The 25442-nt window shown below is 53.1% G+C and carries 23 protein-coding genes; 7 read left to right on the forward strand and 16 right to left on the reverse strand.

Annotated elements, in window-relative coordinates:
- Positions 1-57: 57 nt before the first annotated feature.
- The 9 genes from C1A10_RS00240 to C1A10_RS00275 all read right to left on the reverse strand — a co-directional run bounded on the left by C1A10_RS00240 (position 58) and on the right by C1A10_RS00275 (position 9069).
- Entirely contained in the window at positions 58-1092 is a 1035-nt protein-coding gene (locus C1A10_RS00240; RefSeq protein WP_242968790.1) for a branched-chain amino acid ABC transporter permease, read from the reverse strand.
- A gap of 24 nt (positions 1093-1116) precedes the next feature.
- A complete protein-coding gene (locus tag C1A10_RS00245; protein ID WP_341456871.1) occupies positions 1117-2037 on the reverse strand; it encodes a branched-chain amino acid ABC transporter permease in 921 nt (306 codons plus the stop codon).
- Between the two features lie 140 nt (positions 2038-2177).
- Positions 2178-3428 (reverse strand): ABC transporter substrate-binding protein, encoded by a 1251-nt coding sequence (locus C1A10_RS00250; protein ID WP_242968792.1) that lies wholly within the window; start codon positions 3426-3428, stop codon positions 2178-2180.
- A gap of 186 nt (positions 3429-3614) precedes the next feature.
- A complete protein-coding gene (locus C1A10_RS00255) occupies positions 3615-4895 on the reverse strand; it encodes an L-cysteine desulfidase family protein (RefSeq protein ID WP_101908309.1) in 1281 nt (426 codons plus the stop codon).
- 764 nt (positions 4896-5659) lie between these two features.
- Complete coding sequence (locus C1A10_RS00260; protein ID WP_101908310.1) at positions 5660-6172, reverse strand: ferritin; 513 nt, start codon at positions 6170-6172, stop codon at positions 5660-5662.
- Positions 6173-6227: 55 nt separating this feature from the next.
- Positions 6228-6827, reverse strand: a complete 600-nt coding sequence (locus tag C1A10_RS00265) for a nitroreductase family protein (RefSeq protein ID WP_101908311.1) — start codon at positions 6825-6827, stop codon at positions 6228-6230.
- 129 nt (positions 6828-6956) lie between these two features.
- A complete protein-coding gene (gene namA, locus C1A10_RS00270; RefSeq protein WP_101908312.1) occupies positions 6957-7979 on the reverse strand; it encodes an NADPH dehydrogenase NamA in 1023 nt (340 codons plus the stop codon).
- A gap of 82 nt (positions 7980-8061) precedes the next feature.
- Positions 8062-8199 carry a hypothetical protein gene (locus C1A10_RS18280; protein WP_180950915.1) on the reverse strand — a complete coding sequence of 46 codons (138 nt, stop codon included), beginning with the start codon at positions 8197-8199 and terminating at the stop codon, positions 8062-8064.
- Between the two features lie 201 nt (positions 8200-8400).
- Positions 8401-9069, reverse strand: coding sequence for a Crp/Fnr family transcriptional regulator (locus tag C1A10_RS00275; RefSeq protein ID WP_101908313.1), 669 nt, complete (start codon positions 9067-9069; stop codon positions 8401-8403).
- Positions 9070-9173: 104 nt separating this feature from the next.
- Here C1A10_RS00275 and C1A10_RS00280 point away from each other — a divergent pair, with 104 nt between their 5' ends.
- Positions 9174-9884, forward strand: a complete 711-nt coding sequence (locus C1A10_RS00280; RefSeq protein WP_101908314.1) for an ATP-binding protein — start codon at positions 9174-9176, stop codon at positions 9882-9884.
- Positions 9885-9893: 9 nt separating this feature from the next.
- Here C1A10_RS00280 and C1A10_RS00285 read toward each other — a convergent pair whose 3' ends face one another.
- The 5 genes from C1A10_RS00285 to C1A10_RS00305 form a co-directional block, all read right to left on the reverse strand.
- Positions 9894-11285: an MATE family efflux transporter gene (locus C1A10_RS00285; protein ID WP_180950916.1), complete on the reverse strand. Its 1392-nt coding sequence runs from the start codon at positions 11283-11285 to the stop codon at positions 9894-9896.
- A 196-nt stretch (positions 11286-11481) separates the two neighbouring features.
- Entirely contained in the window at positions 11482-12348 is an 867-nt protein-coding gene (locus C1A10_RS00290) for a carbohydrate ABC transporter permease (protein WP_101908315.1), read from the reverse strand.
- Complete coding sequence (locus C1A10_RS00295; RefSeq protein ID WP_101908316.1) at positions 12345-13310, reverse strand: carbohydrate ABC transporter permease; 966 nt, start codon at positions 13308-13310, stop codon at positions 12345-12347. The genes C1A10_RS00290 and C1A10_RS00295 overlap by 4 nt, the downstream gene beginning before the upstream one ends.
- A 131-nt stretch (positions 13311-13441) precedes the next feature.
- Positions 13442-14845 carry an ABC transporter substrate-binding protein gene (locus tag C1A10_RS00300; RefSeq protein WP_101908317.1) on the reverse strand — a complete coding sequence of 468 codons (1404 nt, stop codon included), beginning with the start codon at positions 14843-14845 and terminating at the stop codon, positions 13442-13444.
- Between the two features lie 74 nt (positions 14846-14919).
- Positions 14920-15927 carry a LacI family DNA-binding transcriptional regulator gene (locus C1A10_RS00305; RefSeq protein ID WP_101908318.1) on the reverse strand — a complete coding sequence of 336 codons (1008 nt, stop codon included), beginning with the start codon at positions 15925-15927 and terminating at the stop codon, positions 14920-14922.
- Positions 15928-16391: 464 nt separating this feature from the next.
- Here C1A10_RS00305 and C1A10_RS00310 point away from each other — a divergent pair, with 464 nt between their 5' ends.
- The 4 genes from C1A10_RS00310 to C1A10_RS00325 all read left to right on the forward strand — a co-directional run bounded on the left by C1A10_RS00310 (position 16392) and on the right by C1A10_RS00325 (position 22344).
- Positions 16392-18809 (forward strand): glycoside hydrolase family 94 protein, encoded by a 2418-nt coding sequence (locus C1A10_RS00310; protein ID WP_101908319.1) that lies wholly within the window; start codon positions 16392-16394, stop codon positions 18807-18809.
- A gap of 14 nt (positions 18810-18823) precedes the next feature.
- Positions 18824-20167 (forward strand): GH1 family beta-glucosidase, encoded by a 1344-nt coding sequence (locus C1A10_RS00315; protein WP_101908320.1) that lies wholly within the window; start codon positions 18824-18826, stop codon positions 20165-20167.
- A gap of 121 nt (positions 20168-20288) precedes the next feature.
- The gene (locus tag C1A10_RS00320; RefSeq protein WP_180950917.1) at positions 20289-21017 is read left to right on the forward strand and encodes a DUF2238 domain-containing protein; all 729 of its coding nucleotides are present in this window, start codon (positions 20289-20291) and stop codon (positions 21015-21017) included.
- A 115-nt stretch (positions 21018-21132) separates the two neighbouring features.
- Positions 21133-22344: an NADP-dependent isocitrate dehydrogenase gene (locus tag C1A10_RS00325; RefSeq protein ID WP_101908321.1), complete on the forward strand. Its 1212-nt coding sequence runs from the start codon at positions 21133-21135 to the stop codon at positions 22342-22344.
- Positions 22345-22452: 108 nt separating this feature from the next.
- Here C1A10_RS00325 and C1A10_RS00330 read toward each other — a convergent pair whose 3' ends face one another.
- Entirely contained in the window at positions 22453-22632 is a 180-nt protein-coding gene (locus C1A10_RS00330) for a hypothetical protein (RefSeq protein ID WP_101908322.1), read from the reverse strand.
- A gap of 125 nt (positions 22633-22757) precedes the next feature.
- On the opposite strand from C1A10_RS00330, the gene C1A10_RS00335 reads away from it, so the two are divergent.
- The gene (locus C1A10_RS00335; protein WP_101908323.1) at positions 22758-22940 is read left to right on the forward strand and encodes a TraY domain-containing protein; all 183 of its coding nucleotides are present in this window, start codon (positions 22758-22760) and stop codon (positions 22938-22940) included.
- A gap of 79 nt (positions 22941-23019) precedes the next feature.
- Here the strand turns inward: C1A10_RS00335 and C1A10_RS00340 are convergent, their stop codons facing one another.
- Positions 23020-24621, reverse strand: coding sequence for an ABC-F family ATP-binding cassette domain-containing protein (locus C1A10_RS00340; protein ID WP_101908324.1), 1602 nt, complete (start codon positions 24619-24621; stop codon positions 23020-23022).
- Positions 24622-24808: 187 nt separating this feature from the next.
- On the opposite strand from C1A10_RS00340, the gene C1A10_RS00345 reads away from it, so the two are divergent.
- Positions 24809-25438, forward strand: a complete 630-nt coding sequence (locus C1A10_RS00345; RefSeq protein ID WP_101908325.1) for a potassium channel family protein — start codon at positions 24809-24811, stop codon at positions 25436-25438.
- The last annotated feature ends 4 nt before the right edge of the window (positions 25439-25442 follow it).

The raw sequence follows: 25442 nt of genomic DNA on the forward strand, positions 1-25442 counted from the left end.
GTTGCCGTCCGGTGTCGCGCCGGAGCGGCGCTCCTTTCTTTTCAGAATACAGCGGGGTCAGGACTGTTTTGCCAGCTCTTCGCGCGCCAGACGGGGCAGTTTATAGGGCATCTGGGATTTCCAGCCCAGCACGCCCTGCGGACGGAAACGCATCATCACTACGAGGATGATGCCGTATACGACGAACCGGTAATCCATCAGAAACCGTGAAACCTCCGGGAAAATAATCAGGACGACCGCGCCGAGGAACATGCCCCGGATAGTCCCCATGCCGCCCAGAATTACGATACTGATAATCAGCGAGGAGACGTCAAACGTAAACGAGTTCGGGTCGATAAAGCCGACCAGCGGCGCATAGAACGAACCTGCAAGACCGGTAATGAACGCCGAAATGACAAACGCAAGCACCTTGCTGCGCGTAATCTGGATGCCCATCATTGTCGCGGCGATTTCATCCTCTTTGATGGCGATGAAGGAACGCCCGGTCTTGGAGCGGATGATCGCAAGACAGGAGACCGTAACCAGAGCTACCAGTACGAGCATCAGATAATACAGGCCGTGGTTGGCAAGTGTCAGGTCAAATCCGAAAAAGGACGGCCGCGGGATATTTTTGAGCCCTAAGGTTCCGTTTGTGACCGGCGCCCAGTTCATGAAAACCATGCGGGCGATCTCCCCGAAGCCGAGTGTGACAATGGCGAGGTAGGTTCCCTTGAGCCGCAGGGTCGGCAGGCCCAGCAGCAGCCCGCACAGCGCCGCAAGACAGGCTCCGACAATAGCGGCAAAAACGAAATTGACTCCAAGCCGCAGCATCAGCAGCGCGCCGGTATAGGCGCCGATTCCGAAGAATCCCGCGTGTCCCAGCGAAAGCTGGCCCACATAGCCGGTCAGAATGTTCAGCCCCATGCCAAGCATCGTATAGACGCCGATCATAATCAGGATGCGCATGATATACTGGCTGAAGCCCATAAACGGTACGGCCAGCAGAACCAGCGCGCAGACAGCCGATACCGGGAGTTTATATCTTTCCAGAAACAGCTCCATATGGTAGATAAAGCCGCTTCCGGCAGTTTCCTTGTTTTTGTTGTCAGACACACCTTTCAGCCCCTTTCCTGAGCATTATACCTTCGTGATGGTTTTTTTGCCGAAGAATCCGGTGGGTTTAAAAATCAGCACAATAATCAGGATGATAAACGCCATCGAATCGCGGTAGGTGGAGCCGAGGAAGGTTGCGGCAAGGCTTTCCGACACGCCCACGACGAGGCCGCCGAGCACCGAGCCGGGAAGCGAACCAATTCCGCCGAGAACGGCGGCCGCGAAGGCTTTCAGCCCTGCCATAAAGCCCATGCCGGGATAGACGATCTGATAGTAACCGCTGATCAGGCTTCCCGCGATGGCCGCCGAAGCGCCGCCGAGGAAGAAGGTGAACCCGATGACAAAGTTAACGTTGATGCCCATCAGGCTTGCGGCTTTGGCATTCTGCTCCGTCGCCCGCATGGCAAGGCCGATTTTGGTTTTGTTCACCAGCAGCATCAGCGCTGCCAGCAGAATCAGCGATACGACGCACATGACAATTTGGGTGGAGTTGACCTTTGCGATGCCAAGGTTCACCATACCGAAATCAAAAAATGCGGGGAACGCTTTTTTCTCGCTGCCGAAGAAAATCATCAGCAGGTTTTGAATAATGTTGGAGATTCCGATGGTGGTGATCAGCGCGGCAATCGGAATCGAATTTTTTTTGCGCAGCGGGGCGAGCGCGGTCTTGTCAATTGCCACACCCAGCAGGCCGGTAAACACAATACTCAGCAGGACAGCGGGGATTACTCCAAACTGGAACCCCACAAACAGCAGGGCGATATGCGCGCCAAAAGCGTATACCGAGCCGTGGGAGAAGTTGATGAGTCTTAAAATTCCAAAGACCAGCGAATAGCCTACCGCAATCAGCGCATATGCCATTCCAAGTGCCAGTCCGTTAAAAATTTGTTGTATAATCACACTCGTAACGGTTGCGGAGGAATCCGCAACACAGCTCCTTTCCATCTGTTTTCATAAGGATGGTCTTCCGCAGTGTTTCGGGCAGTCTCCGCGGAGCAGCTCTGCCGTGGAGACTGCCGTATGTTCCAATTCACTGCGATGCACGGCCGATATTCAGCAAGACACCGCAAAACCAGATTTCGTGGTTATTTTGCTTCTGCTTCCACAAATTTTCCGTCTTTCACGACAACCTTGACAAATTCCTTGTGCACGTCGCCGTTGTCATCAAACTGGGTGTTTCCGGTTACGCCCGGATACTCGATCTGATTGAGCTGGTCACGGACTTTTTCAGCGTCGGTGGTTCCCGCTGTTTCGATCGCTTCGAGCAGCATGCCTACGGAGTCATAAGCCTGAGAGGTCAGCGCGCTCGGCGCGGCGCCGAACTGGTCGGTATATCTGGTCACATAATCCTTGATGTCCGCTTTTTCCGAACCGGAGAAGAAGATAACCGGGAAACGGACGCCCTCAACAGCGCTGCCGCCGAGTTCCAGAAGCTGCTGGCTGTAAGCATTGGAGAAGCCGACGATCGCGATGTCCGGATTGACCTGCTTATACTGACGCGCAACCGGAGCAAGCAGGTTGTACATGCCAACGCAGATGACCACATCGGCTCCCGCGGCGTTCAGCTTGGTGATCGCGGGGCTGTAGTCGTCGGAGCCTTCCATCACTTCTTCATGTGCGACAACCTTTACGCCTTCGCCCGCTTTTTCCTCAATGAGCTGTTTTACGATCGTGGAAGTACTGGTTCCCCAGTCGGTCAGGATCGAGATAATACCGATATTCTTCTTGCCCAGATCGTTAATAGCGATATCCAATCCGGCAGCCGCTTCCACGTTGATGACGGTATTGTTGCGGAAGATGTAGTTGCCGATGCCGGAATAGTCCGGGTGGGATGCGGACGGCGAGATCTCAATGATCTTGTTCTCCTGATAAACAGGTGCGGCAGTCATACAGACGCCCGAGGCAAAATGGCCGATGACGCCCACAATGTCGCCCTCGCTAACGATTTTCTGCGCGATAGAGGCCGCTTCTTCCGAGGAGTTCTTGTCGTCATAAGCAACAATTTCCACCTGTTTGCCGATAACGCCTCCGGCCGCGTTCCATTCGTCCGCTTTCAGCTGCGCCGCATTGAGGAAGCCTTTGCCGTATTCGGCATTGTCGCCGGTCATCGGGCCGGCAACCGCAATTTTAATGCTGCCCTCGGTGGAAGCGGGCGCGGCCTGAGACGCTGCGCCGGAAGACGCCGCCTGGGAAGATGCGGGCGCCGCGGAAGATGCCTGGGAAGAGCCTGAAGAACCGCATCCCGCCGCGGAAAGTACCATGGATGCCGCCAAGAGGACCCCCAAAGTTTTTATTGTCCTTTTCATACTGTTTCTGACTGCCTGGCTGTTTGCCATAAAATAGCAGTCATCCTCCTTTCATTCTTTTAATTTTTTATAATTCATATAGGAATTATATGATTATATCGTGCCACCTCATTCCTGTCAACTTTATTTTTACGTAATATAGTATCCGGCATCTTCGCAAAACGAATTCCCATTTCCCGAATGCTCCGGGCTTGCGCTGATCAATTCAGGAACTGCTCAGGAACCAATCATGATTTTCAGGATTTCCTCGTCGGTTTCGCGCATGCCATCTTTCGCAAGACGGGATACGCTGTCAATTGTCTGTTCGATTTCTTCCTTCACAATCCCCTCTCCCGGGCAGAAACCGCGATTCTGCATCGCCATGGAAAATGCCATAATTGCGGCATCGACGCTTGATGCGATTTTCGCCGCGCAGGATGGTTTTGCGCCGTCGCATACAATTCCGGAAACATTTGCAAGTGTATTTGTGATAGTTTGTGAGATTTCCTCAATGCCTCCGCCGTGCAGATAGGCGATTGCCGCACCCGCGCCGGTCGCCGCACTGACCGCGCCGCAGTAGGCGGACAGGCGCCCGATCATCGATTTCTGATGGATAGCGGTCAGGTTGCTGATGCAGAGCGCCCGGTAGAGCTTTTCTTTAGAAGCGCCCAGTTCGTTGGCGTATTCGATTACCGGCAGGGAAACCGTCATTCCCTGGTTGCCGCTGCCCGAATTGATCACAACCGGCAGTTCACAGCCGCTCATACGTGCATCCGACCCCGCAGCCGCCACCGCCCTTGCGCGGACTTTGACGTCATCCCCGTAAGCGGACATCAACGTCATCCCGACTCCCGCACCGTAATAGTTATGAAGCCCTTCTTCTGAAATGGCTGTGTTGTAGGCAATCTGCCGGTCGAGCATCTCCCGGACATCTTCCACATCAACGGTCTGCGCAAATTCATAAATTCCTTCCACCGAAAGGCAGCCCCTGTCGGTCAGCCCTTCTTCCTGTACATTGGGGTCAAACGGAACTCTGAAAACCGTTTCTCCGTCTTTTTCCATCCGCACAATCCCGGTGTGGGTGTGGACAATTTCTACCAGTGAGCTGTGTTCGCCGCTGTACATCCGCACAATGATGTGGAGCTTTGCCGTGGTGACGAGCAGTTTTTCTTCACAGATTCCCGCCGCCAACAGTTCTCTTGCCGCCTGCAGATGTTCTTCCGTAACACCGGTGAGAATCTCAAGTTTTTTGGAGGCGTCGCCCCCTACTGCGCCGATTACCGCTGCCGCCGATATGCCGCGCAGCGTTCTGGTTGTGGGGACCACAACGCCTTTAACATTTTTGATAATATTACCGCTGCATTCCGCGATGATTCGTTCAGGGAACCTGCCGAGTAATTCCCGCGCTTTCGCGGAAGCGTACGCGATGGCAATTGGCTCGGTGCAGCCCAGAGCCGGAATTAGTTCTTCCCGCAAAATTGCGATATAATTTTGGTAAGTTTGTTTCGTAAGCGCCATGCAGTATCCTCCCGTCTCGTATCGAGACACCCGTTGTTTCCTTATCTGGCTCGATTCTAGCAGGTAATCCTGTCGAATTGCAAGCTATTTTTGTGCAACTCCTGCATTTTCTCAGCATATGTGCAATTAATTTAGGGCTATCTGTAAAATAGTCACATTCAGATATCCCGTTTCGTGTGCCAAGCCCAAGGAGTGTATCATTTTAAGACAAATACCATCTTCTTTTCCGGTTTCTGAATAAAACTATTCAGAACTTTCACTTTTATCAGCCAGACACGAATGATACAGCTTGGTTTGCAATGCTTTCTGCAAGATTTAAGCAAGCTTTCAAAAAATTTTGTTAAGAAAAAGGCGCCGTGAGATTCTGTCTCACGGCGCCTTTGCCTTACAAGCCTGATTATAGGAATATTTGATCGATTGTCAACCCTTGGCTGCAGCAAACATTTTGTACAATTCTGCTAATTTGACTCTGGAAATATTTTTTCTTATCTTTAAATATTGGTGTTTGTCCACAATATTATCAGCATTCTATTGTGAGTTATCAACAATATATTTTTACATTTTTCTTCTCGCACGCCAGAATTTCCATCTCGTATCATATTGAGATTTTGTGCGTTCCTGTTTTTGTGCGCTCTTACAAAAATTGCGTTTCTTTTTGTTTTTGCATAATTTTATACTTTATCCTGCATTTTGAACATAGAACAACCCGCCTTTCCACCAAAAAACGCCCGCGGCTGCAGGCGTTTTTTCTATATGGACTGCTGTCAGAGCACCAGTGACGGGGGCGCGTAAACCCTGGCGGCAAGCTCGGAATCCAGCAGATAAAGTCCTTTGGCGTCGGTGCCGAACAGATCATACTTTTTCAGCAGGCTTTCCGTGCTCTTTTCCTCTTCCCCCTGCTCCTTGACAAACCAGTCAAGGAACTGCATGGTACGGAAATCCTTCTGCGCATAGGCTTCCGCGTAAATTTTGTTGATTGACGCAGTCACCGCCTGTTCATGCTCCAGCGCGTTTTCCACGGGACGGCGGAAGTCCTGATAATCAAAGCGCGGCGCCTTGATATCCTCCAGAACCACCCGCTCGTTATTATTCATCAGATACTGCATAAACAGCATCGCGTGGTCCCGTTCTTCCTGTGCCTGCACACGGAACCAGTTGGCGAAGCCGTTTAAATCCAGGTCCTCATAATAGGTATAAATATCCAGATATATATAAGCGGAATACCACTCAAAATTTACCTGCTTATTTAACATCGCTACCAGTTCTTTATTTAACATCCTATGTCATCTCCTTTACCTCTGTCTGATCTGTTTTATACTGTTCTCGGGGGTTCTACGCAAAAGTGAGAACCCTCTGTTCAATCGGAAGATTCGCTTTTGGCTTAGCCCCTGCCGTTACCGAACCAAACGGCATCTCGGCAAGCAGCTTCCAGCTTTTCGGCAGATTCCAACTTTCATGAACCGCGTCGTCAATCAGCGGATTATAATGCTGGAGGCTTGCGCCAAGCCCCTCCGCTTCCAGCGCGGTCCAGATGATATACTGAAGCATCCCGGAGGATTCAAGCGACCAGACCGGGAAATTCTCCTGATAAAGCGGATAGTTTTCCTGCAGAGTGCGCACCGTGCTCTGCTCCTCAAAATAAAGCACTGTGCCGTATCCGGCGGAGAAAGAATCGAGCTTTGCTTTTGTATCCGAAAAGTTTTCTTCCGGGACAACTTCTCTCAGCGCTTTTTCCGTTATGCCCCAGAGCTTTTTGTGTTCTTCCCCGAACAGGACAACCACCCGGGCACTCTGCGAATGAAACGCACTCGGCGCATGCAGCACAGCCTTGCGCACCAAATCCCCGATTTTTTCTTCGGAGAGCAAAACCTCTTTTCCGATCGCGTAAATCGACCTGCGCGACTCAACGGCATTCATAAATTCTTTCCCCATCGTCAACAGCCTCCTTTATTTCTATTTCGTTTGCACGGATTATCCTCTTTTATTATATCCAACTCCTGTAAATCTTACAACCTGTCTTTGTCAATATGCTTTAAAATTTGGGGTGCATGCTCCGGTTTTTTATGGTTTCGCGTAAGCCCGGCGATAGGACTCCGGGATAAAGTCATCCAGTCCGTATTTCGCGGCGACATTGATCGGCCAATAGGGGTTGCGCAAAAGCTCCCGGCCCAGCGCGATCAAATCCGCCCTGCCGTTTTCAAGGATTTCCTCCGCCATCTTTTCGTCGGTGATCAGTCCCACCGCGATGGTCGGGATGCCGCATTCCCTGCGGAGTTCTTCGGCGAACTGTACCTGATAGCCGGGATAATCGCTGACCTTAACAGGCAGCAGCCCGCCCGAACTGGCATGGACGCAATCGACAAGCGGCTTAATCTGCCGGATCATTTCCGACATCATCCCGCCGTCAATACCGCACTCCTGATAGTCACAGGCGGAAACCCGAAGCCACAGCGGCTTATCCGCCGGCCAGGCCCCTCTCGCGGCCGTGAGCACCTCGCGCAGGAAGCGCACTCGGTTTTCCAGCGTCCCGCCGTAGCCGTCGGTGCGGCGGTTGGTCAGCGGCGACAGGAACTCATGGAGCAGATAGCCGTGCGCCGCATGGATTTCCAGCGCGTCAAATCCCGCCTGATCCGCCCGCTGCGCCGCCTGCCGGAAAGCCTCTGTCAGCGCAAGAATCCGTCTCTCCGTCAGCTCTCCAGGCACCCGGCTGTTCTCGTCAAACGGGATTGCGCTCGGCGCAAACGGCCCGCCCGAAGCCGATCTGCTCTTTCTTCCGGCGTGGTTAAGCTGGAGCGCCGCCTTTGCGCCGTTTGCGTGGATGACATCGGCAACCCGTTTCATGCCCGCGATCTGATCGTCGTTCCACAAACCAAGGTCGTTATCGCTGATTCTGCCTTCGGGGGTCACGGCGGTCGATTCCACAATAATCAGCCCCGCACCGCCCATCGCCCTTGTGGCGTAATGGCATAGGTGAAACAGCGTTGGAAAACCGTCCGATGTTGCCTGATACATGCACATCGGGGGCATCACAATTCGGTTTCTCAAGGTCATATTTTTCATTTGATAGGTTTCAAACAGCTTCATGATCATTCTCCTCCAGTCGGATTGATATCGGAAGGAAGGCGCAAACCCGTTGGCTTATCGCACAGGGCCTGCGCCTTCCGGTTTACTCGGCAGAGATGCATCCCTGCGGGAATTCGGGCGAGCAGCAAACCTCATCGGTCATTTTGTAGAGCTCCTGCTCATTTCCTGCCGCGAACTGTCCGTTCCATATCGGTGTTCTTTCTAAATTGGTTCTGTTCATAAAATTGCCTCCTATGTAACACCGGGCTGCCCCGGCCGATCTATTTTTTCCTTTTCTGAAAGGTTTATCCAATGACTTAGACTTTTGTCCTGTTTATATTATACTATACTTGTATATTTAAATCAATACTAAATCGGTATATTTTTGGAGAAAAATAAGATCTGAATTTGTCTTTTCTCATACAGTTCCTTCTTTTTCCTCTCAGCCGGAATCCCGCAGTAAAAACCGGCTGCGCTCAAACTCCAGCAGCCCTTCATCACGTAGCCTGCTAAGCTCCGCTGACATGGCGCTCCTGTCCACACAGAGATAGTCAGCCAGTTCCTGCCGGTTAAACGGGATCACAAATTCACGGCTTTTACAAATGACCGCCTGTTCGGAAAGGTAAGAGAGCAGTTTCTCCCGTGTCGTACGTTTGGAAAGATGCTCCATTTTCCTGCTGAGCAAGACATTTTTGTTGGCCAGAACCCGCAGCATGTTCTGAATCAGCTGATTATGAAACGTGCAGCCGCCCGGGCAGGCAGTCATCAGCTTTTGGCAGTCGAGAAACATCACCACGCTCTCTGAAACGGAAAAGACCGATACAGACAGCGTTTTTAAACTGGAACAGGCAAACGCCTCGGCGAACAGGCCGCCTTCGCCAAGCTGCGCCAGAATTGTGCGGCTTCCCGTTACATCCTCCTGCACCACCTGTACGCGCCCCGACAGCACCACTCCCACATCGCGGGCCTCTTCGCCCGCCAGCAGAATTACTTCATTACGGCTATAGCCCCTTTTGCGCGCATCGAGACAACCGAGCAGTTTTTCCAGGTCGGCGTCGCCCACCCCGTCAAACAGCGGCGTTTTTTTCAATATGGCAGAATCGTAATTCATACACACCTCCATTTTGTTGTAAAAACAACAGACTTCTGCTTCCCAATGGTATAAAGTATGAGTGTACCAAATGAAAATCAAGCGTAAAGAAAGGAAATAAAAAAATGAAACGTAAAATTATTGAAATAAATGAAGAAAAATGCAATGGCTGCGGCCTGTGCGCAAATGCCTGCCATGAAGGCGCGATTGCAATCATCGACGGAAAAGCCAAACTGATTCGTGACGACTACTGCGACGGTCTGGGCAACTGCCTGCCTGTCTGTCCCACCGGAGCCATCTCCTTTGTGGAGCGCGAGGCCGCGGCTTACGACGAAGAGGCAGTCAAAGCGCGGATGGCCGCCGCTCATGCCCATGCGCCGCACGCGGGAGGCTGCCCCGGCAGCATGGCGAAAGCCCTTCGGCGCCACCCGGAATCCGCGGTACCCGCTGTGCCCACTGCTCCTGCGGAAAGCGAACTGATGCAGTGGCCGGTCCAGATCAAACTGGTGCCGGTAAACGCTCCTTATTTTGATGGAGCAAACCTGCTGGTTGCCGCGGACTGCACCGCTTTTGCCTATGCGGATTTCCACCGCAGATTTATCAAAAACCATATTACGCTGATCGGCTGCCCCAAGCTGGACGAGGGGGATTACGGCGAAAAGCTGACCGCCATTCTCAAAAACAACGATATTAAAAGCGTCAAGGTTGTCCGCATGGAGGTTCCCTGTTGCGGCGGAATCCAGAACGCAGTGGTCGAGGCGCTGAAAAATTCCGGCAAAATGATTCCGTGGCAGGTCGTGGTCATCTCTACCGACGGCAGAATTCTCAGCGAATAACTAAAGGATTCAAGCACCCGTGGCTTCTTTATCATGCAGCTCACGGAAGAAGAAATACAGATACGGCAGACAGGCCGCGAAGCTCGCGGCGTCTGCCAGCGCCTGTGACATTTCAATTCCGGCCAGCCCCAGAAATTTAGGAAGCAGCAGAATCAACGGCAGGAAAAACACGCCCTGCCGGTTGCAGGCCAAAAAGGTGGCGCTGTTTGCTTTCCCGACCGATTGGAGCACCATATTCGTACCCATCATCACCGGCTGGAGCGGCAGCGCGATACACTGCCAGCGCAGCGCGGCTACTCCGATGGCAATCACCTCGGCATCTCCCCTGCGGAACAACGAGATGATGTCCGGCGCGAAAAAGAACCCTGCGGCGGCAAGCGTTGTCATAACGATCATGCCGATCCGGACCGTAAACCAGTATGCCTGCCGGACGCGGGCATACTGTCCCGCGCCGTAATTATAGCCTGCTACCGGCTGGAATCCCTGCCCGATGCCCAGCATCACCGAGAGAATAAATAAAAAAATCCTTGATACAATCGACATTGCGGCAACCGCGGGGTCGCCGTAGGCGGCCGCGCTTATATTGAGCGCCACCGTGGCGGCGCTGGCAAGCCCCTGCCGGCAGAGCGACGGCAATCCGTTGTGAATGATATCGGCATAATCCTCGAAACTGCGGGACACTTTTTTGATGTGAAGTACGGTGACGCTTTTCCCCCTAAGAAAAAAAGAGAGCAGGATAGAAAAGCTGATGCACTGGCTGATGAGGGTCGCAATCGCCGCGCCGGAGATTCCAAGCCCGAAAGTAAAGATGAACAGCGGGTCCAGCGCTATATTGAGGACTCCTCCCAAAGAGAGGCCCACCATGGAAAGCGCGGCTTTCCCCTGCGCGCGCAGATGATTGTTCATGACAAACGAACCACACATAATGGGGGCGCCCAGCAGGATATAGCGTGCATAATCGCGCGCATACGGCAGGATGGTATCTGTCGTACCCAGCAGATGCATCAGCCCGTCAAGAAAGCCCAGCCCGAAAATGGTAAGCAGCAGCCCGAATCCGATTGCTGCAAAAAATGCCGAAGAGGCGATCTGGCTCGCAGCTTCACGTTCCTGCCTGCCCAGCAGGCGGGAAATAATGCTCCCGCTTCCCATGCCGAGCGTAAAGCCGACTGCCTGAATCATCGCCATCAGTGAAAAAACAATGCCAACCGCACCGCTGGCGCTTGTTCCAAGCTGCGACACAAAAAAGGTGTCCGCCATATTATACAAAGCTGTCACTGTCATGCTGATGATGGTAGGTACCGCCAGCGAAAGGATTAGCCCGGGAATCGGCGCTGTCACCATCCGTTCATACTGTGCCCGGTCTTTTCCGTATATACTTTCTTCGGCCTGTTGTTCCTCCATGAAGTCCATTCCCCCAACTGTTTCACTTTATGATCTTTGTCTGCTCTTTTTCTGGAAAAGTCATACAAATATAGTTTAACAACTTTCGTACAAATGTGCAAGTCTTGAAGATGTTGGTTGCATTTTTCTCCTTTTTACAAACAGGCGGCGGGCCATATGACCCGCCGCCTGTTTGTAAATTGATAGGGAGAAATGATCAGCCTTTTACACTTCCCAGCGCAACCCCGCGCACGATATATTTGGACAAAAGCAAATAGACCATAATAACCGGTACAATCGCGATAAAGATCATGATATAGACTTTCCCCATGTCAAACTTCAGGAAATCGGCGCTGCGCATCTGTGCAATCAGGATTGGCAGCGTTTTTTTCTGCTGAGAATTGAGCAGCAGCGCCGGCAAAAAGTAGTTGTTCCAAGCGGAAACAAAGGTAAAAATCGCCTGCACCGCGATGGCCGGCTTCATAATCGGCACCACAATGAAATTGAACGTATGGAATTCGTTGGAGCCGTCTATGCGGGCTGCTTCCACAATTTCGAGCGGCAGCGCGCTCTCCATATACTGCTTCATAAAGAAGAACACGATCGGTGAAGCAATCGTCGGCACAATCAGCGGAATGAACGAATCCCGCAGCCCGACAGCAGTCATGAACTTGACAAAGCCAAGCGCGGACACCTGGGTCGGCACGAGCATCACCATCATGATAAACGCGAATGCGGCTTTCCGGAACCGGAAGTCATAAGCATGGATACCAAATGCGGTCATCGCCGAAAAATAAGTGCTCAGCGCCGCGACACCGGTGGAAACCAGCACGCTGTTTTTGATGCCGGAGAGCACCGGAAGGTTCTGATCGTGAAAAATATTCTGAAGATTGATCCAAAAAGAGCCGCCCGGCACTGCGGAAAATCCCTTTTGGATATCGGGGTGCGACCTCGTTGCGTTGATAAACAGAATATAAAAAGAGAACAGGCAGAGCACGGTAATCAGGATTAAGATGAGATAACAAAAGAAACGGTGGGCAGCAAGCCTGTTTTTTTCATTTCGTTGCGTGTTCTCAGCGTTCATCTTTTGCCGCCCCCTTTCCCTAATGTACCCTCACGCATGGAGAGAAAAACAATCCCGCTGAGCACACCCGTGATCAAGAACAGCAGAACGGATACGGCGCCGGCCATACCAAAGTTTTCGCTGAACAGATGCTTATTCAGATACATCACCAGCGTCATACTGCTTCTGTTGGGATTGCCCTGTCCGTTGGTAAGAATCTGCGGGACATCAAACAGCTGAATCCCGCCGATCATCGAAGTGATGAACACATAAATGAAGATCGGCTTAATCAGAGGCACCGTAATCCTCCAGAATGACTGGGTGGAGGTCGCCCCGTCGATCTCGGCGGCTTCATAAAGAGAAGTGTCCACGCCCATAATCGCCGCCATCAGAAGGATGGCCGTGTTTCCAAACCACATCAGAAAGTTCATCAGTGCGATCAGCCCCCGCGTGGTCCACAAATTGGACAGAAACCGCACCGGTTCCGCCGCGCCCAGATTCAGCAGGATGCTGTTGACAGGGCCCGCATCGGAGAACAGAGCGAAAAACAGCATGGAAAACGCTGTCGCCATAATGAGATTCGGCAGATAAATGACGGTTTTGAAAAAACCCAGCGCCTTCAGCCGCAGCCGCAGATCGGTAAACCATGCCGCCAGCAGCAGCGACAGCGCAAACTGCGGGATAAAGCCCATCAGCCAGATGATTACGGTGTTTTTAAAATATTTCGATAAATCACCCTGTGTCAAAACAGTTTTAAAATTTTCCAGACCGATAAAATTCGGCCCCACCTGACTTAACCCGTTCATATAGTTTTCAAACAGGCTGTTATAGAAGGTGGAAAGCAGCGGGTAGAGCGAAAATAAAGCATAGGCAAGGAAAAACGGCGCTATAAACAGATAGCCCCATTTGGCATAGCTGATTGATTTTTTCTGATTCTTTTTGTGTATGGAAGCCGGTTTCTTGACGCTGGTAGCGGCAGGCATTTGATCACCCCGATATGAATTTCCTGTGGCAGATTTGATGACGTACTGCGGTTACAGATAGGAGGAACGCGGGGCGGGAGGCTCCCGCCCCGCGTTCTGTCTGCTGGTTTGCCTCTGGTGGGAAAGGCAAATCAGGCGGGTCTTTTCAGATTCGGATATTTTTCAATTGAAGCGGTATAGAAGTTGTCAAGTGCTTCTTCCTCAGTGACGCTTCCGTCATAGAAATCATCGAAGGATTTGTAGAACGCCTCGTTGAGACCCTGGTCATACGGAGAAATTTTGCTCATGTCAATATTGGGAGCGGCTTTCGCAAACAGGGCGATATGGTTCTGCCCGCCCAGGAATGCGGACTGATAATCGCTGTTTGCAATCTCGTTCATCGCGGTCTGATTATTGGTGTAATCTTCGGTATCCTCGGTAATTTTCTTCATGGTAACAGGGTCGCAGGTCAGGGTCTTCATCAGGTCGCGCACAATGTCAACGTTATCGGTGCCGGCCGCGGCGCAGATCCAGGTTCCGCCCCAGTAATAGTTCTGCGGGCCTTCGCAGACCGCATAATCGCCAAAAATACCGTTGCCGACTTCCTTTGCACCGCCCTCTGCAAGCGGTTTATCGAGCGAGTTGCCCAGCAGGGTGAAATTGATACCCCAAGTGGAATAGAAGAAGCTGAATACCTTTCCGGCGGGGCCCTGGTCGGCATTCCATTCAGGCGCCCAGAGCTTGGTTTTGTTGTTGTAGCCTTTTTCGGTATATTCCTTGGTCTGCTCCACCCATTTCATGATGTTCGGGTCGATGCGGATGGTGTCGGTTTCGTCAACCCACGGCGCGGAGACGTTGTTGGAAAAGGTTCGGTAGGAGTCCTCGTAACCGGAGAGCATCTTGTAGCCTTTGTCGTGCATTTTCACTGCGACGGCATTGAATTTATCCCAGTCGCTGACCTGTTTCTGGACTTCAACGGGATCATCGGTGCCGAGGACATCCTTGGCAATCGAACGGCGGTAGGCCAGCAAACCGGGGGTTGCCTGCCAGGTGACCGCTTTCAGTTTGCCGTTACCATCGGTCGCAATCTCCTGTGTATATTTGTACTGGTCCTTCAGGTCATCGTCGGTAAGCCCGATATCCCCCCTGACATCCAGCGTGTAATCGGAATTGACGTATTTGAGGGCATAGTCTGCCTCAATCAGGAAAATATCAATTTTGTCCGCAGTGGAAGCCTGGTTTTTCAGGTCGGTGTCCAGCTTGTTCTGGTAGGCGTTATCGTCGCTGGGGGTAATTACCCAGTCAACGCTGACATCCGCAGGCAGCTTATCCTTGAAATAAGCGTTGAACCTGTCCTGGAACTCGGTGTTCCAGCAATAGATGCGCAGGACTTTCTCGGAGCTTCCCGCTCCAGCGGGCGCCTCGGAAGATGCCGCGGAGGCATCGGGAGCCGCCTGTGATTCCGGCTGAGCGGGTTTGGAGCCGCCGCAGGCGGAAACAGACGCCGTTATCAGCAAGGCAAGGCCGCAGGAAATTACTTTTTGTAAGGTACGCATGAATTTTCCTCCTTTTTCATTCTGCAAATCAGCTTGTTGTATCGGGAATCGGGCTGCCGATATTGGGCACAGAATCATAGTTTTTTCACAGAGCCGCCCTCGAGAAGTTCCCCCTCTACCAGTACCTGCCGCGGAAGTGCCGTCTTCGGATGCTCGATCATCTCGACCAGCCGCTCGACCGCTTCCCTGCCAAGCCCGTCGGTATCCTGACGGAGGGTAGTCAGCCGCGGGCGCAGCACCTGGGAAAGGTAAATGCCGTCATAGCCGGTTACGCTGATGTCGTCCGGAATATGCAGACCTGCTTTTTCGATCTCGTTCATACCGCCGATAAAGGAAAAGTCGTCGGGGTACATGATGCAGGTGGGGCGGTCGGCCAGCGCCAGCAGCTCCCGCGTCGCGCGCCCGCTTGACCGGGGATCATGGTAAAACGCCTGCCGGACGTAGGCTTCGGGAACGTCGATTTCCAATTCCTCGCAGGTCCTGTAAAAGCTGGCCATGCGCTTTTGCGTAACAGAGGTATTTTCTCCGTGGATCAGCGCAATTTTGCGGTGGCCGCACTGGTGAATGTAAAGCACGAGGTCGCGGACGCCCTTGATGTTATCGGAAAGGATCGCCGTACGGTTATTGAAAACGTGATCAATGGTAACCACCGGGATATCGCTTTCCACCAGTTCCAAAAAGCCGGGGTCCTTGAAGTCAATGCTTGCGGTCACCACGCCGTCACAGCCGCGGTAGCGGCAATGCTCGTAATAGCTCATTGGACGCTGGCCGATATTCTGGCTGATAAAAGTGATATCATATCCCAGCCGCTCCGCCTCCACTTTGACACTGTCCAGCACGGTGGAAAAATATTCGTGCCTCAGGCCGCTGTGGGTTTTGTCAACAAACAGCACACCGATGTTGTAGGTCCGGTTGGTCTTGAGCGCGCGCGCCGCAGAATTGGGAAGATAGCCCATCTGGTGGGCCGTCTGGCAGACGCGCATCCGGGTTTCCTGACTGATGTCCCGGTGACCGTTAAGCGATTTGCTGACCGTAGCCGCGGACACGTTGCAGCGAGCCGCAATATCTTTGATGGATACCATATTTTTTCCCTCCGCATAAAGTAATCGTTTTCTGGACTCATCATAACATTTTTACATTGTGGAGGCAAAAATGTAACTTAATCGTTTTCGTAATTAAAGTGTAATTTATTTGCACAACAAAGTCAAGTGCTATTATGAATTTTTAGTTTAATAGCACTAATTATGTGAAGCTTTTACAAGTCATGTTTGTCCTTTCTATCTATTTAAGCATGTTTTCGATGTATCTTTCGCCAAATTTTCGAATTTTTCGCATTTTTTTATTTCCATTGAATTTTAATTTTGCAAGACAATATCTTTTCATAAACTCCTTCTATAAAGGAATTTATTTACCCTATTGCATTTTTTATGGAAATATTGTAAAGTAAAAGCGTTAACTTAATCGTTTTCTGAATCCCAAATTTTACTGGTTTTTATCTGAAACCCGCCGCCGGTCCAGGCCCGCGGCAGAATGGAGGCCACCTATTATGAAATACGGGGCTTTTGACGACAAAACGCGGGAATATCGCATTGATACCCCCGCCACACCGCTTCCATGGATCAACTATCTGGGCAACGACGGATTTTTCAGCCTGATTTCGAACACCGGCGGCGGATACAGCTTTTTCCGCGACGCAAAACTGCGGCGCATCACCCGCTACCGTTATAATAACGCAGGGCCCGACGACGGCGGGCGCCGGTATTACATACGTGAAGGCGGCGAAATCTGGAGCCCTGGCTTTCTCCCCTGCCGCACCCCCCTGGACCGCTATCAGTGCCGCCACGGGCTTGGCTATACCGTACTGGAAGGCGAAAAAAACGGGCTCGCCGCTTCGCTCACCTGCTTTGTCCCGCTGGGCGAGGCCTGTGAAATCAACAGGCTGACGCTGCATAACCGCACCGGCTCGCCGAAAAACATTCAGCTGTTCAGCGCCGTTGAGTGGTGTCTCTGGAACGCCCCGGACGACGCGCAGAACTTCCAGCGCAACTATAATACCGGGGAAGTGGAAATCGACGGCTCCGTCCTTTATCATAAAACCGAATACCGCGAACGGCGCAATCACTATGCGTTTTTCAGCGTCAATGCCCCGGTCTCGGGGTTCGACACCGACCGCGAGGCGTTCCTGGGCCGGTTCGGCGGATGGGACGCCCCCGCCGCCGTTATCGAAGGGAAAAGCAGGAACAGCGTTGCCAGCGGATGGTCGCCGATTGCCAGCCACTCTCTTGAACTGACCCTCGCGCCCGGCGAATCCAGAACCTTCCTGTTCGTGCTGGGCTACTGTGAAAACCCGGAAGAGGATAAATGGGAACAACGGGGCGTCATCAATAAAGCGCCTGCCCGCGCTATGATTTCCCGCTTTTCCACAGAAGAACAGGTGCGGGCCGCTCTGGACGCACTCAAAGACTACTGGGACAGCCTCCTAGGGCGGTTTCAGATAGAAAGCGGGGACGAGCGGCTCGACCGGATGGTGAACATCTGGAACCAGTACCAGTGCATGGTAACCTTCAACCTCAGCCGCAGTGCCAGCTATTTCGAGAGCGGGACGGGGCGCGGGATGGGATTCCGCGACAGCTGCCAGGACCTGCTGGGCTTTGTCCACCTGGTTCCCGACCGCGCACGCCAGCGGATTCTGGATATCGCCTCCATCCAATTCGAGGACGGCAGCACCTGGCACCAGTACCAGCCGCTGACCCGCCGGGGAAACGCCGACGCGGGGACCGGCTTCAACGACGACCCGCTCTGGCTGATTGCCTGCGCCGCCGCCTATCTGCGCGAAACCGGCGACAGCTCAATTTTGCGCGAGCAGGTGCCGTTTGACAGCAACCCCAATCATACGCAGTCGCTGTTTGAGCACCTGCGGCGCAGTTTCCGTTATATCCTGACTCATCTGGGCCCCCACGGGCTCCCGCTCATCGGGCGGGCCGACTGGAACGACTGCCTCAACCTGAACTGTTTTTCCGATGAACCGGGCGAAAGTTTCCAGACCTGCGCCAATTTTGAGAGCGGAAAAGCGGAAAGTGTATTTATTGCGGCCATGTTTGTTAAATACGGGCGCGAATACGCCGAAATCTGCCGTCGCTGGGGCAACGCGGAAGAAACCGAAAAGGCCCTGAGCGCCGCAAATGAGATGGAACAGGTCGTTCTGCGAAGCGGCTGGGACGGGGAATGGTTCCTGCGCGCGTATGACGCGTTCGGCGGCAAAGTGGGCAGCCGGGAATGCGAGGAAGGGCAAATATACATTGAGCCGCAGGGATTCTGTGTTCTCGCGGGCATCGGGCTAAAAGAAGGCTATGCCAAAACCGCGCTGGAAAGCGTCAAAAAACAGCTTACCACGAAATTCGGCACCTGTCTGCTTACGCCCTGCTATACCTCCTATCACAAGGAGCTGGGCGAAATCAGCAGCTATCCGCCCGGATTCAAGGAAAACGGCGGAATCTTCTGCCATAACAACCCCTGGGTCAGCATTGCCGAAACCGTTGCGGGAGATCCGGAGGAAGCGTTTGAGATTTACCGGCGCACCTGCCCCGCTTATCTGGAGGAGCTCAGCGATATCCACCGCACCGAGCCGTATGTTTACAGCCAGATGATTGCCGGAATGGAATCGACGCGTTTCGGGGAAGCAAAAAACAGCTGGCTCACCGGCACCGCCGCGTGGACGTTTGTGAACGTGAGCCAGTACATCCTCGGCATACGCCCCGGTTTTGACGGGCTCGAACTCTGGCCCTGCCTGCCCGCTTTCCTGCCGGGCTACCGCGCGGTAAGGCTGTTCCGCGGCACGGAATACCGCGTCAGTGTAAAGCGCACCGGCGGGTTCTCGATCCGGGCGGACGGACAGCCGGTGGAAGGGCACCTGATTCCCCCTGCGCCCGGCAAATCCGTCCGTGAAATAGAGGTCACTGTTTAAGGGGGACAGATTGCATGGGGTTTCGCGAGGGATTTCTCTGGGGCGCGGCAAGCTCCGCTTATCAGACGGAGGGCAGCTGGGATGCCGACGGGAAAGGCCCCAGCATCTGGGACACCTTCTGCCACATACCCGGGCATATCGCCCGCGGGGAAACCGGCGACACTGCCTGCGACGGATACCGCCGGATGGAGGAGGACGTCGCTCTCCTGCGGGAACTGGGGCTTACCGCGTACCGTTTTTCCATCAGCTGGCCGCGCATTTTTCCGGAAGGGCGCGGATATGTGAATCAAAAGGGGCTTGCTTATTATGATAAGCTGGTTGATCTGCTGCTGGAAAACAAAATCACCCCGTTTGTCACGCTTTATCACTGGGACCTCCCCGAAAGTCTTGAACGGGAGGGCGGCTGGCAGAACAGCCGGACGGCGGAAGCGTTTGCAGGATATGCCGCGCTGATCGCAAGGCATTTTGACGGCAGGGTGTGCCATTATATCACGCTCAACGAACCGCAGTGCTTCCTCAGCCTCGGCTACGGCGAGGGGATCCACGCGCCGGGGCTCAGATTGAATACACGTGCCTTATTGTCCTGCGCGCGCAACGCTTTAGTCGCCGGCGGGCTTGCGGCACGCGCCCTGCGGGAAAACAGCGCGGCGCCGCTGCAAATCGGCGTTGCCTCTACCGGGAGGCTCTGCTATCCTGTGCAGGACACGGCTGCGGCGCGTACCGCAGCATACCGCGCTTCGTTTGCCATGGCGGAAAACGACTGGCTGTTCACCCACAGCTGGTTCCTTGACGCGGCGGTTCTGGGGTACTATCCGCCGGACGCGCCCGCTATGCTGCGAAACTTTGCCGAGCGGCTGCCATCCGCGGCATGGACTGTTATCCGGCAGCCGCTTGACTTTTTGGGCGTCAATGTCTACAACGGAACTCCGGTAGACGAAGCGGGAAACGCCGTCCCAAAAAATCCGGGCTTTCCGCGCACCGCGCTGAAATGGCCGGTAACCCCGGAAATCATGCACTACGGAAGCCGGTTTCTCTATGACCGGTACGGGCTGCCGCTTTATATCACCGAAAACGGGCAGTCCTGCAACGACCGGATTTTTCTGGACGGTCGCGTCCACGACCCCGACCGTGTCGACTTTCTGCACCGGTATCTGCTGTCGCTGCGAAAGGCGGCGGAGGATGAAGTTCCGGTGTTCGGCTACTTCCACTGGAGCTTCACCGACAATTTTGAGTGGCACAGCGGCTATGACGAACGGATGGGGCTGGTTTACATCGATTATCCGACCGGACAGCGGATTCCCAAAGATTCCGCACACTGGTACGCGCAAACCGCGCGGGAAAACGGCGCTCTGCTGTGAGCGCCGCCCCGCGCGGTTTTTCAACGCTTTCACGGCATGCTTCCTTTTTTCGGCAATTCGCGGCTTTTCTTCCGTTTCAGGCTGTGTTATACTAATAAAAACAGGTTTGGGGGCGAGGCATATGAAACTGGTGACCAAGGTCAGATGGCAGAGGGGCATCAGTTATTTTGTGCTGTTTTCCCTGATTGTTTCGGTAATCTATATTATTGCCGTCATGGCAAAAGCGCCGTCCCAGCCCATTCCCAATCAGCCTTACCGCCGCACCAAGAGCGAATATGTGCTGATGCTGCTGCAATGCTCCCTCGGTCTGTTCGCAATGGCGCTGCCTCCCCTGCTCAAACGGCGCGCACGTCTGGAAATCCCCTCCAATATGATGATTTTTTATGCGCTGTTCCTTTACTGCGCCATCTATCTGGGCGAAGTGCGTTCGTTTTACTACCATGTCCCCCACTGGGACACCGTCCTCCACACCTTCAGCGGCGCCATGCTCGGCGCCCTTGGTTTCTCTTTCATTAACTTTCTCAACAACACCGACCGGGTCCCCGTAAACCTCAGCCCCCTGTTTGTCGTCACCTTTGCGTTCTGCTTCGCGGTAACGCTGGGTGTCTTCTGGGAAATCTATGAGTTTTTAGCGGACGCGGTGCTGCGTACCAATATGCAAAAATACGCGCTGGAAAACGGGATCCTCCTGACCGGGCGCGCGGCACTCGGCGACACGATGAAGGATTTGATCGTAGACACGCTCGGCGCGCTCACCATGTCGGTAATCGGTTATATTTCCCTGAGATATCAGAAGGGCTGGGTGGAAAACTTGTTGCTGCATCTTCCCCGCAGCGGGCAGGACGCCTGAAAAACAGTTTACAAGCGGGCTGTGTCTTGTTATAATAAAGTTTGGCATACGCTTTACCGCATCACATCGATAAGAAGCGCGGCTTCATCAGATAAACAGGAAGGAAGAAAACCGCATGGAAAAAATTAAAATGACCACGCCCCTGGTGGAAATGGACGGCGACGAAATGACACGCATCATCTGGCAGATGATCAAGGACGACCTGCTCTCCCCGTTTGTGGAGCTCTACTGCGAATATTACGACCTCGGACTGCCCGAGCGGGACAAAACAGCCGATCAGGTCACCTATGACGCTGCGATTGCCATCAAAAAATACGGCGTCGGCGTAAAATGCGCCACCATCACCCCGAACCAGCAGCGTATGGGCGAATACAACCTGCACGAAATGTGGAAAAGCCCCAACGGCACTATCCGCGCTGTTCTGGACGGTACGGTGTTCCGCGCTCCCATTCTCGTGGACAACATCAAGCCGGTGGTGCGCAACTGGACCAAACCGATTACCATTGCCCGCCATGCCTACGGAGACATTTACAAGGGAACCGAATACCGTGTACCGGAAAAAGGCCGGGCGGAGCTGGTATTTACCGCTGAGGACGGCCGGGAAACCTTCCGCGAAACCATTTACGACTTTGAATGCCCCGGCGTTTTGCAGGGACAGTACAATAAAGACAGTTCCATCCGCTCCTTTGCGAACGCCTGTTTCCAGTACGCGCTGGACACCAAACAGGATCTGTGGTTTGCCACCAAGGACACGATCTCCAAAAAATATGATCACACCTTCAAGGATCTGTTCGCGGAAATCTTTGAGGAAAGCTACCGCGCCAAATTCGAGGCCGCGGGCATTGAATATTTCTATACGCTGATCGACGACGCGGTCGCGCGTGTTGTCCGCAGCGAGGGCGGCTTTATCTGGGCCTGCAAGAACTATGACGGCGACGTGATGAGCGACATGGTTTCCACCGCGTTCGGTTCGCTCGCGATGATGACCAGTGTGCTGGTCAGCCCCGACGGCTGCTATGAATATGAAGCGGCCCACGGTACCGTTACCCGCCATTATTATAAGCATCTGAAAGGGGAAGAAACCTCCACCAACGCGATGGCAACCATCTTCGCGTGGTCGGGCGCGCTGCGCCGCCGCGGCGAACTGGACGGCAACACAGCGCTTGCCGCTTTCGCGGACAAGCTGGAGCAGGCCTCCCTGCAGACGATCAACGAGGGAACCATGACCAAGGATTTGGCCGGCCTTTGGGAGGGCAGCACCCCTAAGGTGGTCAATACCGGAGATTTCATCAAGGAAATCCGCACCAGACTGGAAAAACTGTTGTAAGTGCTACTTGCAGCAAATGGGTCCGCTATTAAATGGAATAACACAAAAAAGTTTGAGCAAGAGGCATAAAGCCTATTGCTCAAACTTTTTTGTGTCTAAACGAAGTATTCAAAATTTATTCTTATCAGTACTTTCGTTGTTTTCTGCCAAGAATGAAACGACCTTCATTTCCGGGGATGGATTTGCACTATAAAGCTCCTCGCATTCCCGCTGTGCATGAATGATAATGTTAAGCGCCTTCTCCGAAGCTCGGAACATCTTAAAATACATCTCTTTATAGTCAGGCATAGATTTACCTCCAAATAATATATTCGCCACTACTTCACTATTTTACCACCATTTTGGTCATGACGCAATAAATTCATTATAATTAAACCATAATGACATCAATATAGTGAATTACAGGAGGATTTATGGAAGATAAACTATTGAGATATACTCTGCGTGTGGATCGGGTATTTTTTCAGAAATTTCGTTATATCGCGGAATCTGAAGGTCGTTCTGCAAACAAGGAGATCGAGCAATACATCAAAAAACGTGTTTCTGAATTTGAAACCATTCACGGTAAAATTGAAGTGAATGGCAAGGAAGAATAGCTCCCCCCCTGCTAAGGGGAAACTGCTGTAAGCTCCGTTTGCAGCAACAAGGCCCGCCGAATGGCGGGCCTTGTTTGATTTACAGGTTCAGCGATTTTTTCCACTCGAGGAAATCGTCGTATTCGACGGCTTTGTCCAGAATCGTGCCGTCCATCCTGATCTCGATGATGCGGTTTGCAATCGTCTGGATGAACTGGTGGTCCTGCGAGGAGAACAGCACGTTCCCCGGGAAATCGATCAGGCCGTTATTCACCGCCGTGATGGACTCCAAATCCAGATGGTTGGTCGGCTGGTCGAGCAGCAGCACATTCGCGCCCGACAGCATCATGCGGGACAGCATGCAGCGCACCTTCTCGCCGCCGCTGAGGACCTTCACCGACTTATAGACGTCATCGCCGGAGAACAGCATCCGCCCGAGAAAACCGCGCATAAAGGTTTCGGTGTCGTCCGGGGAATATTGGGCAAACCATTGAATCATCGTCAGGTCGTTATTATTAAAATAGGCGCTGTTGTCCTTGGGAAAATAGCTCTGCGAGGTGGTCATGCCCCACTTGAGGCTGCCCTCGTCCGGCTCCAGTTCCCCCGCCAAAATCCGGAACAGCGCGGTCTGCGCCTGCTCATTCTCTCCGACAAAGGCAATCTTATCATTCTTGTTCACGCGGAACGACACATGATCGAGCACCTTGACGCCGTCGATGGTTTTTGTTAAGTCGGTAACCTCCAGAATATCCTTGCCCACCTCGCGGTCAGGCTTAAAGCCTACCCACGGGTAACGGCGGGAAGATGCGGGCATCTCATCGACCGTCAGCTTGTCCAGTAGCTTTCTGCGGCTGGTTGCCTGCTTCGATTTGGACTTATTCGCCGAAAAGCGCGCAATAAACGCCTGCAGATCCTTGATCTGGTCCTCGCGCTTGCGCGTCTGGTCTTTCATGATCTGCTGCATCACCTTGCTCGATTCATACCAGAAATCATAGTTGCCCACATACATGCGCACCTGGTTGAAATCGATATCGACAATATGGGTGCAGATGGTATTCAGGAAGTGGCGGTCATGGGAGACCACGATGACTGTGCCGGGGAAATCAAGCAGGAAGTCTTCCAGCCAGTCGATGGATTTCATGTCAAGGTTATTCGTCGGCTCATCGAGCAGCAGGATATCCGGCTGGCCGAACAGTGCCTGCGCCAGCAGGACCTTCACCTTTTCGCCGCCTTTCAGGTCGCTCATCAGCAGTTCGTTCTGCTCCGGCGCAAGTCCGAGGCCCTGCAGCAGGCGGGCGGCATCGGTTTCCGCGTCCCAGCCGTTCATTTCGGCGAACTCGCCTTCCAACTCCGCCGCGCGCGCGCCATCCTCGTCGGAAAAGTCCGGCTTTTCGTAAAGCGCGTCCTTTTCCTTCATCACCTCAAAAAGCCGGGGATTTCCCAGCATGACCGTGTCGAGCACACGGTATTCGTCATACTGGAACTGGTCCTGCTTGAGCACCGACATGCGGCACTCTTTGGGGATGGCGACTTCCCCCGTGGTCGGGTCCAGTTCACCCGAAAGAATCCGCAGAAAGGTGGACTTCCCCGCCCCGTTGGCGCCGATAACGCCATAACAGTTCCCGGGGGTGAATTTGAGGTCGGCGCCTGCAAACAGCTTGACGCCTCCAAACATCAGGCTGACATTGGATACTGTAATCATAGCTCCTCCATTTATCTGAACTTACAAAAAATATTTGTTTGATTTGTCACGTTTTCCAGTATAGCATAGATTCCGGTTTCGTCAATAAAATCCGCCGGAAATCTGCGAAAAATGCCTGTTTTTCTTTACTCGCAGGCCAAAAACCGTGTATACTATAGTTGTATCTTTCAAGAAATGGGGCCGTCTTATGAATATTCTGGTAGTTGGTTGCGGCAAAGTTGGTTCCCGGCTCAGCAGCGTGCTTTCCAAAATGGGGCATGATGTTTCTGTGGTCGATTCCGACGCGGCACAGTTTTCCAATCTGGCGGATGACTTTACCGGCTATACCGTCTCCGGTGTCCCGATTGACCAGGACGTGCTCAAGCGCGCGGGCATCGCGGGCTGCGACGCTTTGGCCGCCGTGACGACCGACGACAACATGAACGTTATGGTCTGCCAGATCGCAAGCGAGGTCTACAAAATCCCTCGCGTGCTTGCCCGTATTTATGACCCGCAGCGCAGCAACGTCTTTTCGCAGTTTGGCCTGCATACCGTCTGCCCCACCAACCTGTCTGTGGATGCGATCTACTCCATGCTCACGGGGCGCGACCAGGTGAAAAGTCTGTATCTTGACTCGGCCACCGTTTCGTTCGAAACGGTAAAGCCTTCCCCGAAACAGATCGGCACGCCTGTATCAAAGCTGATTTCGGACAACTCCTCAAAATCGGTTCTGTTTGGGGTGCTCCATCGGGACGGCAACCTGAAACTGGCCCATCCGGGGCTGAAAGAGCCGGTCGGGCCGGAAGACCGCCTGCTGATGGCGAAGGTAATCGACTAGCAAA

Source organism: Marasmitruncus massiliensis (genome assembly GCF_900186535.1).
Classification (GTDB): Bacteria; Bacillota; Clostridia; order Oscillospirales; family Ruminococcaceae; genus Anaerotruncus; species Anaerotruncus massiliensis_A.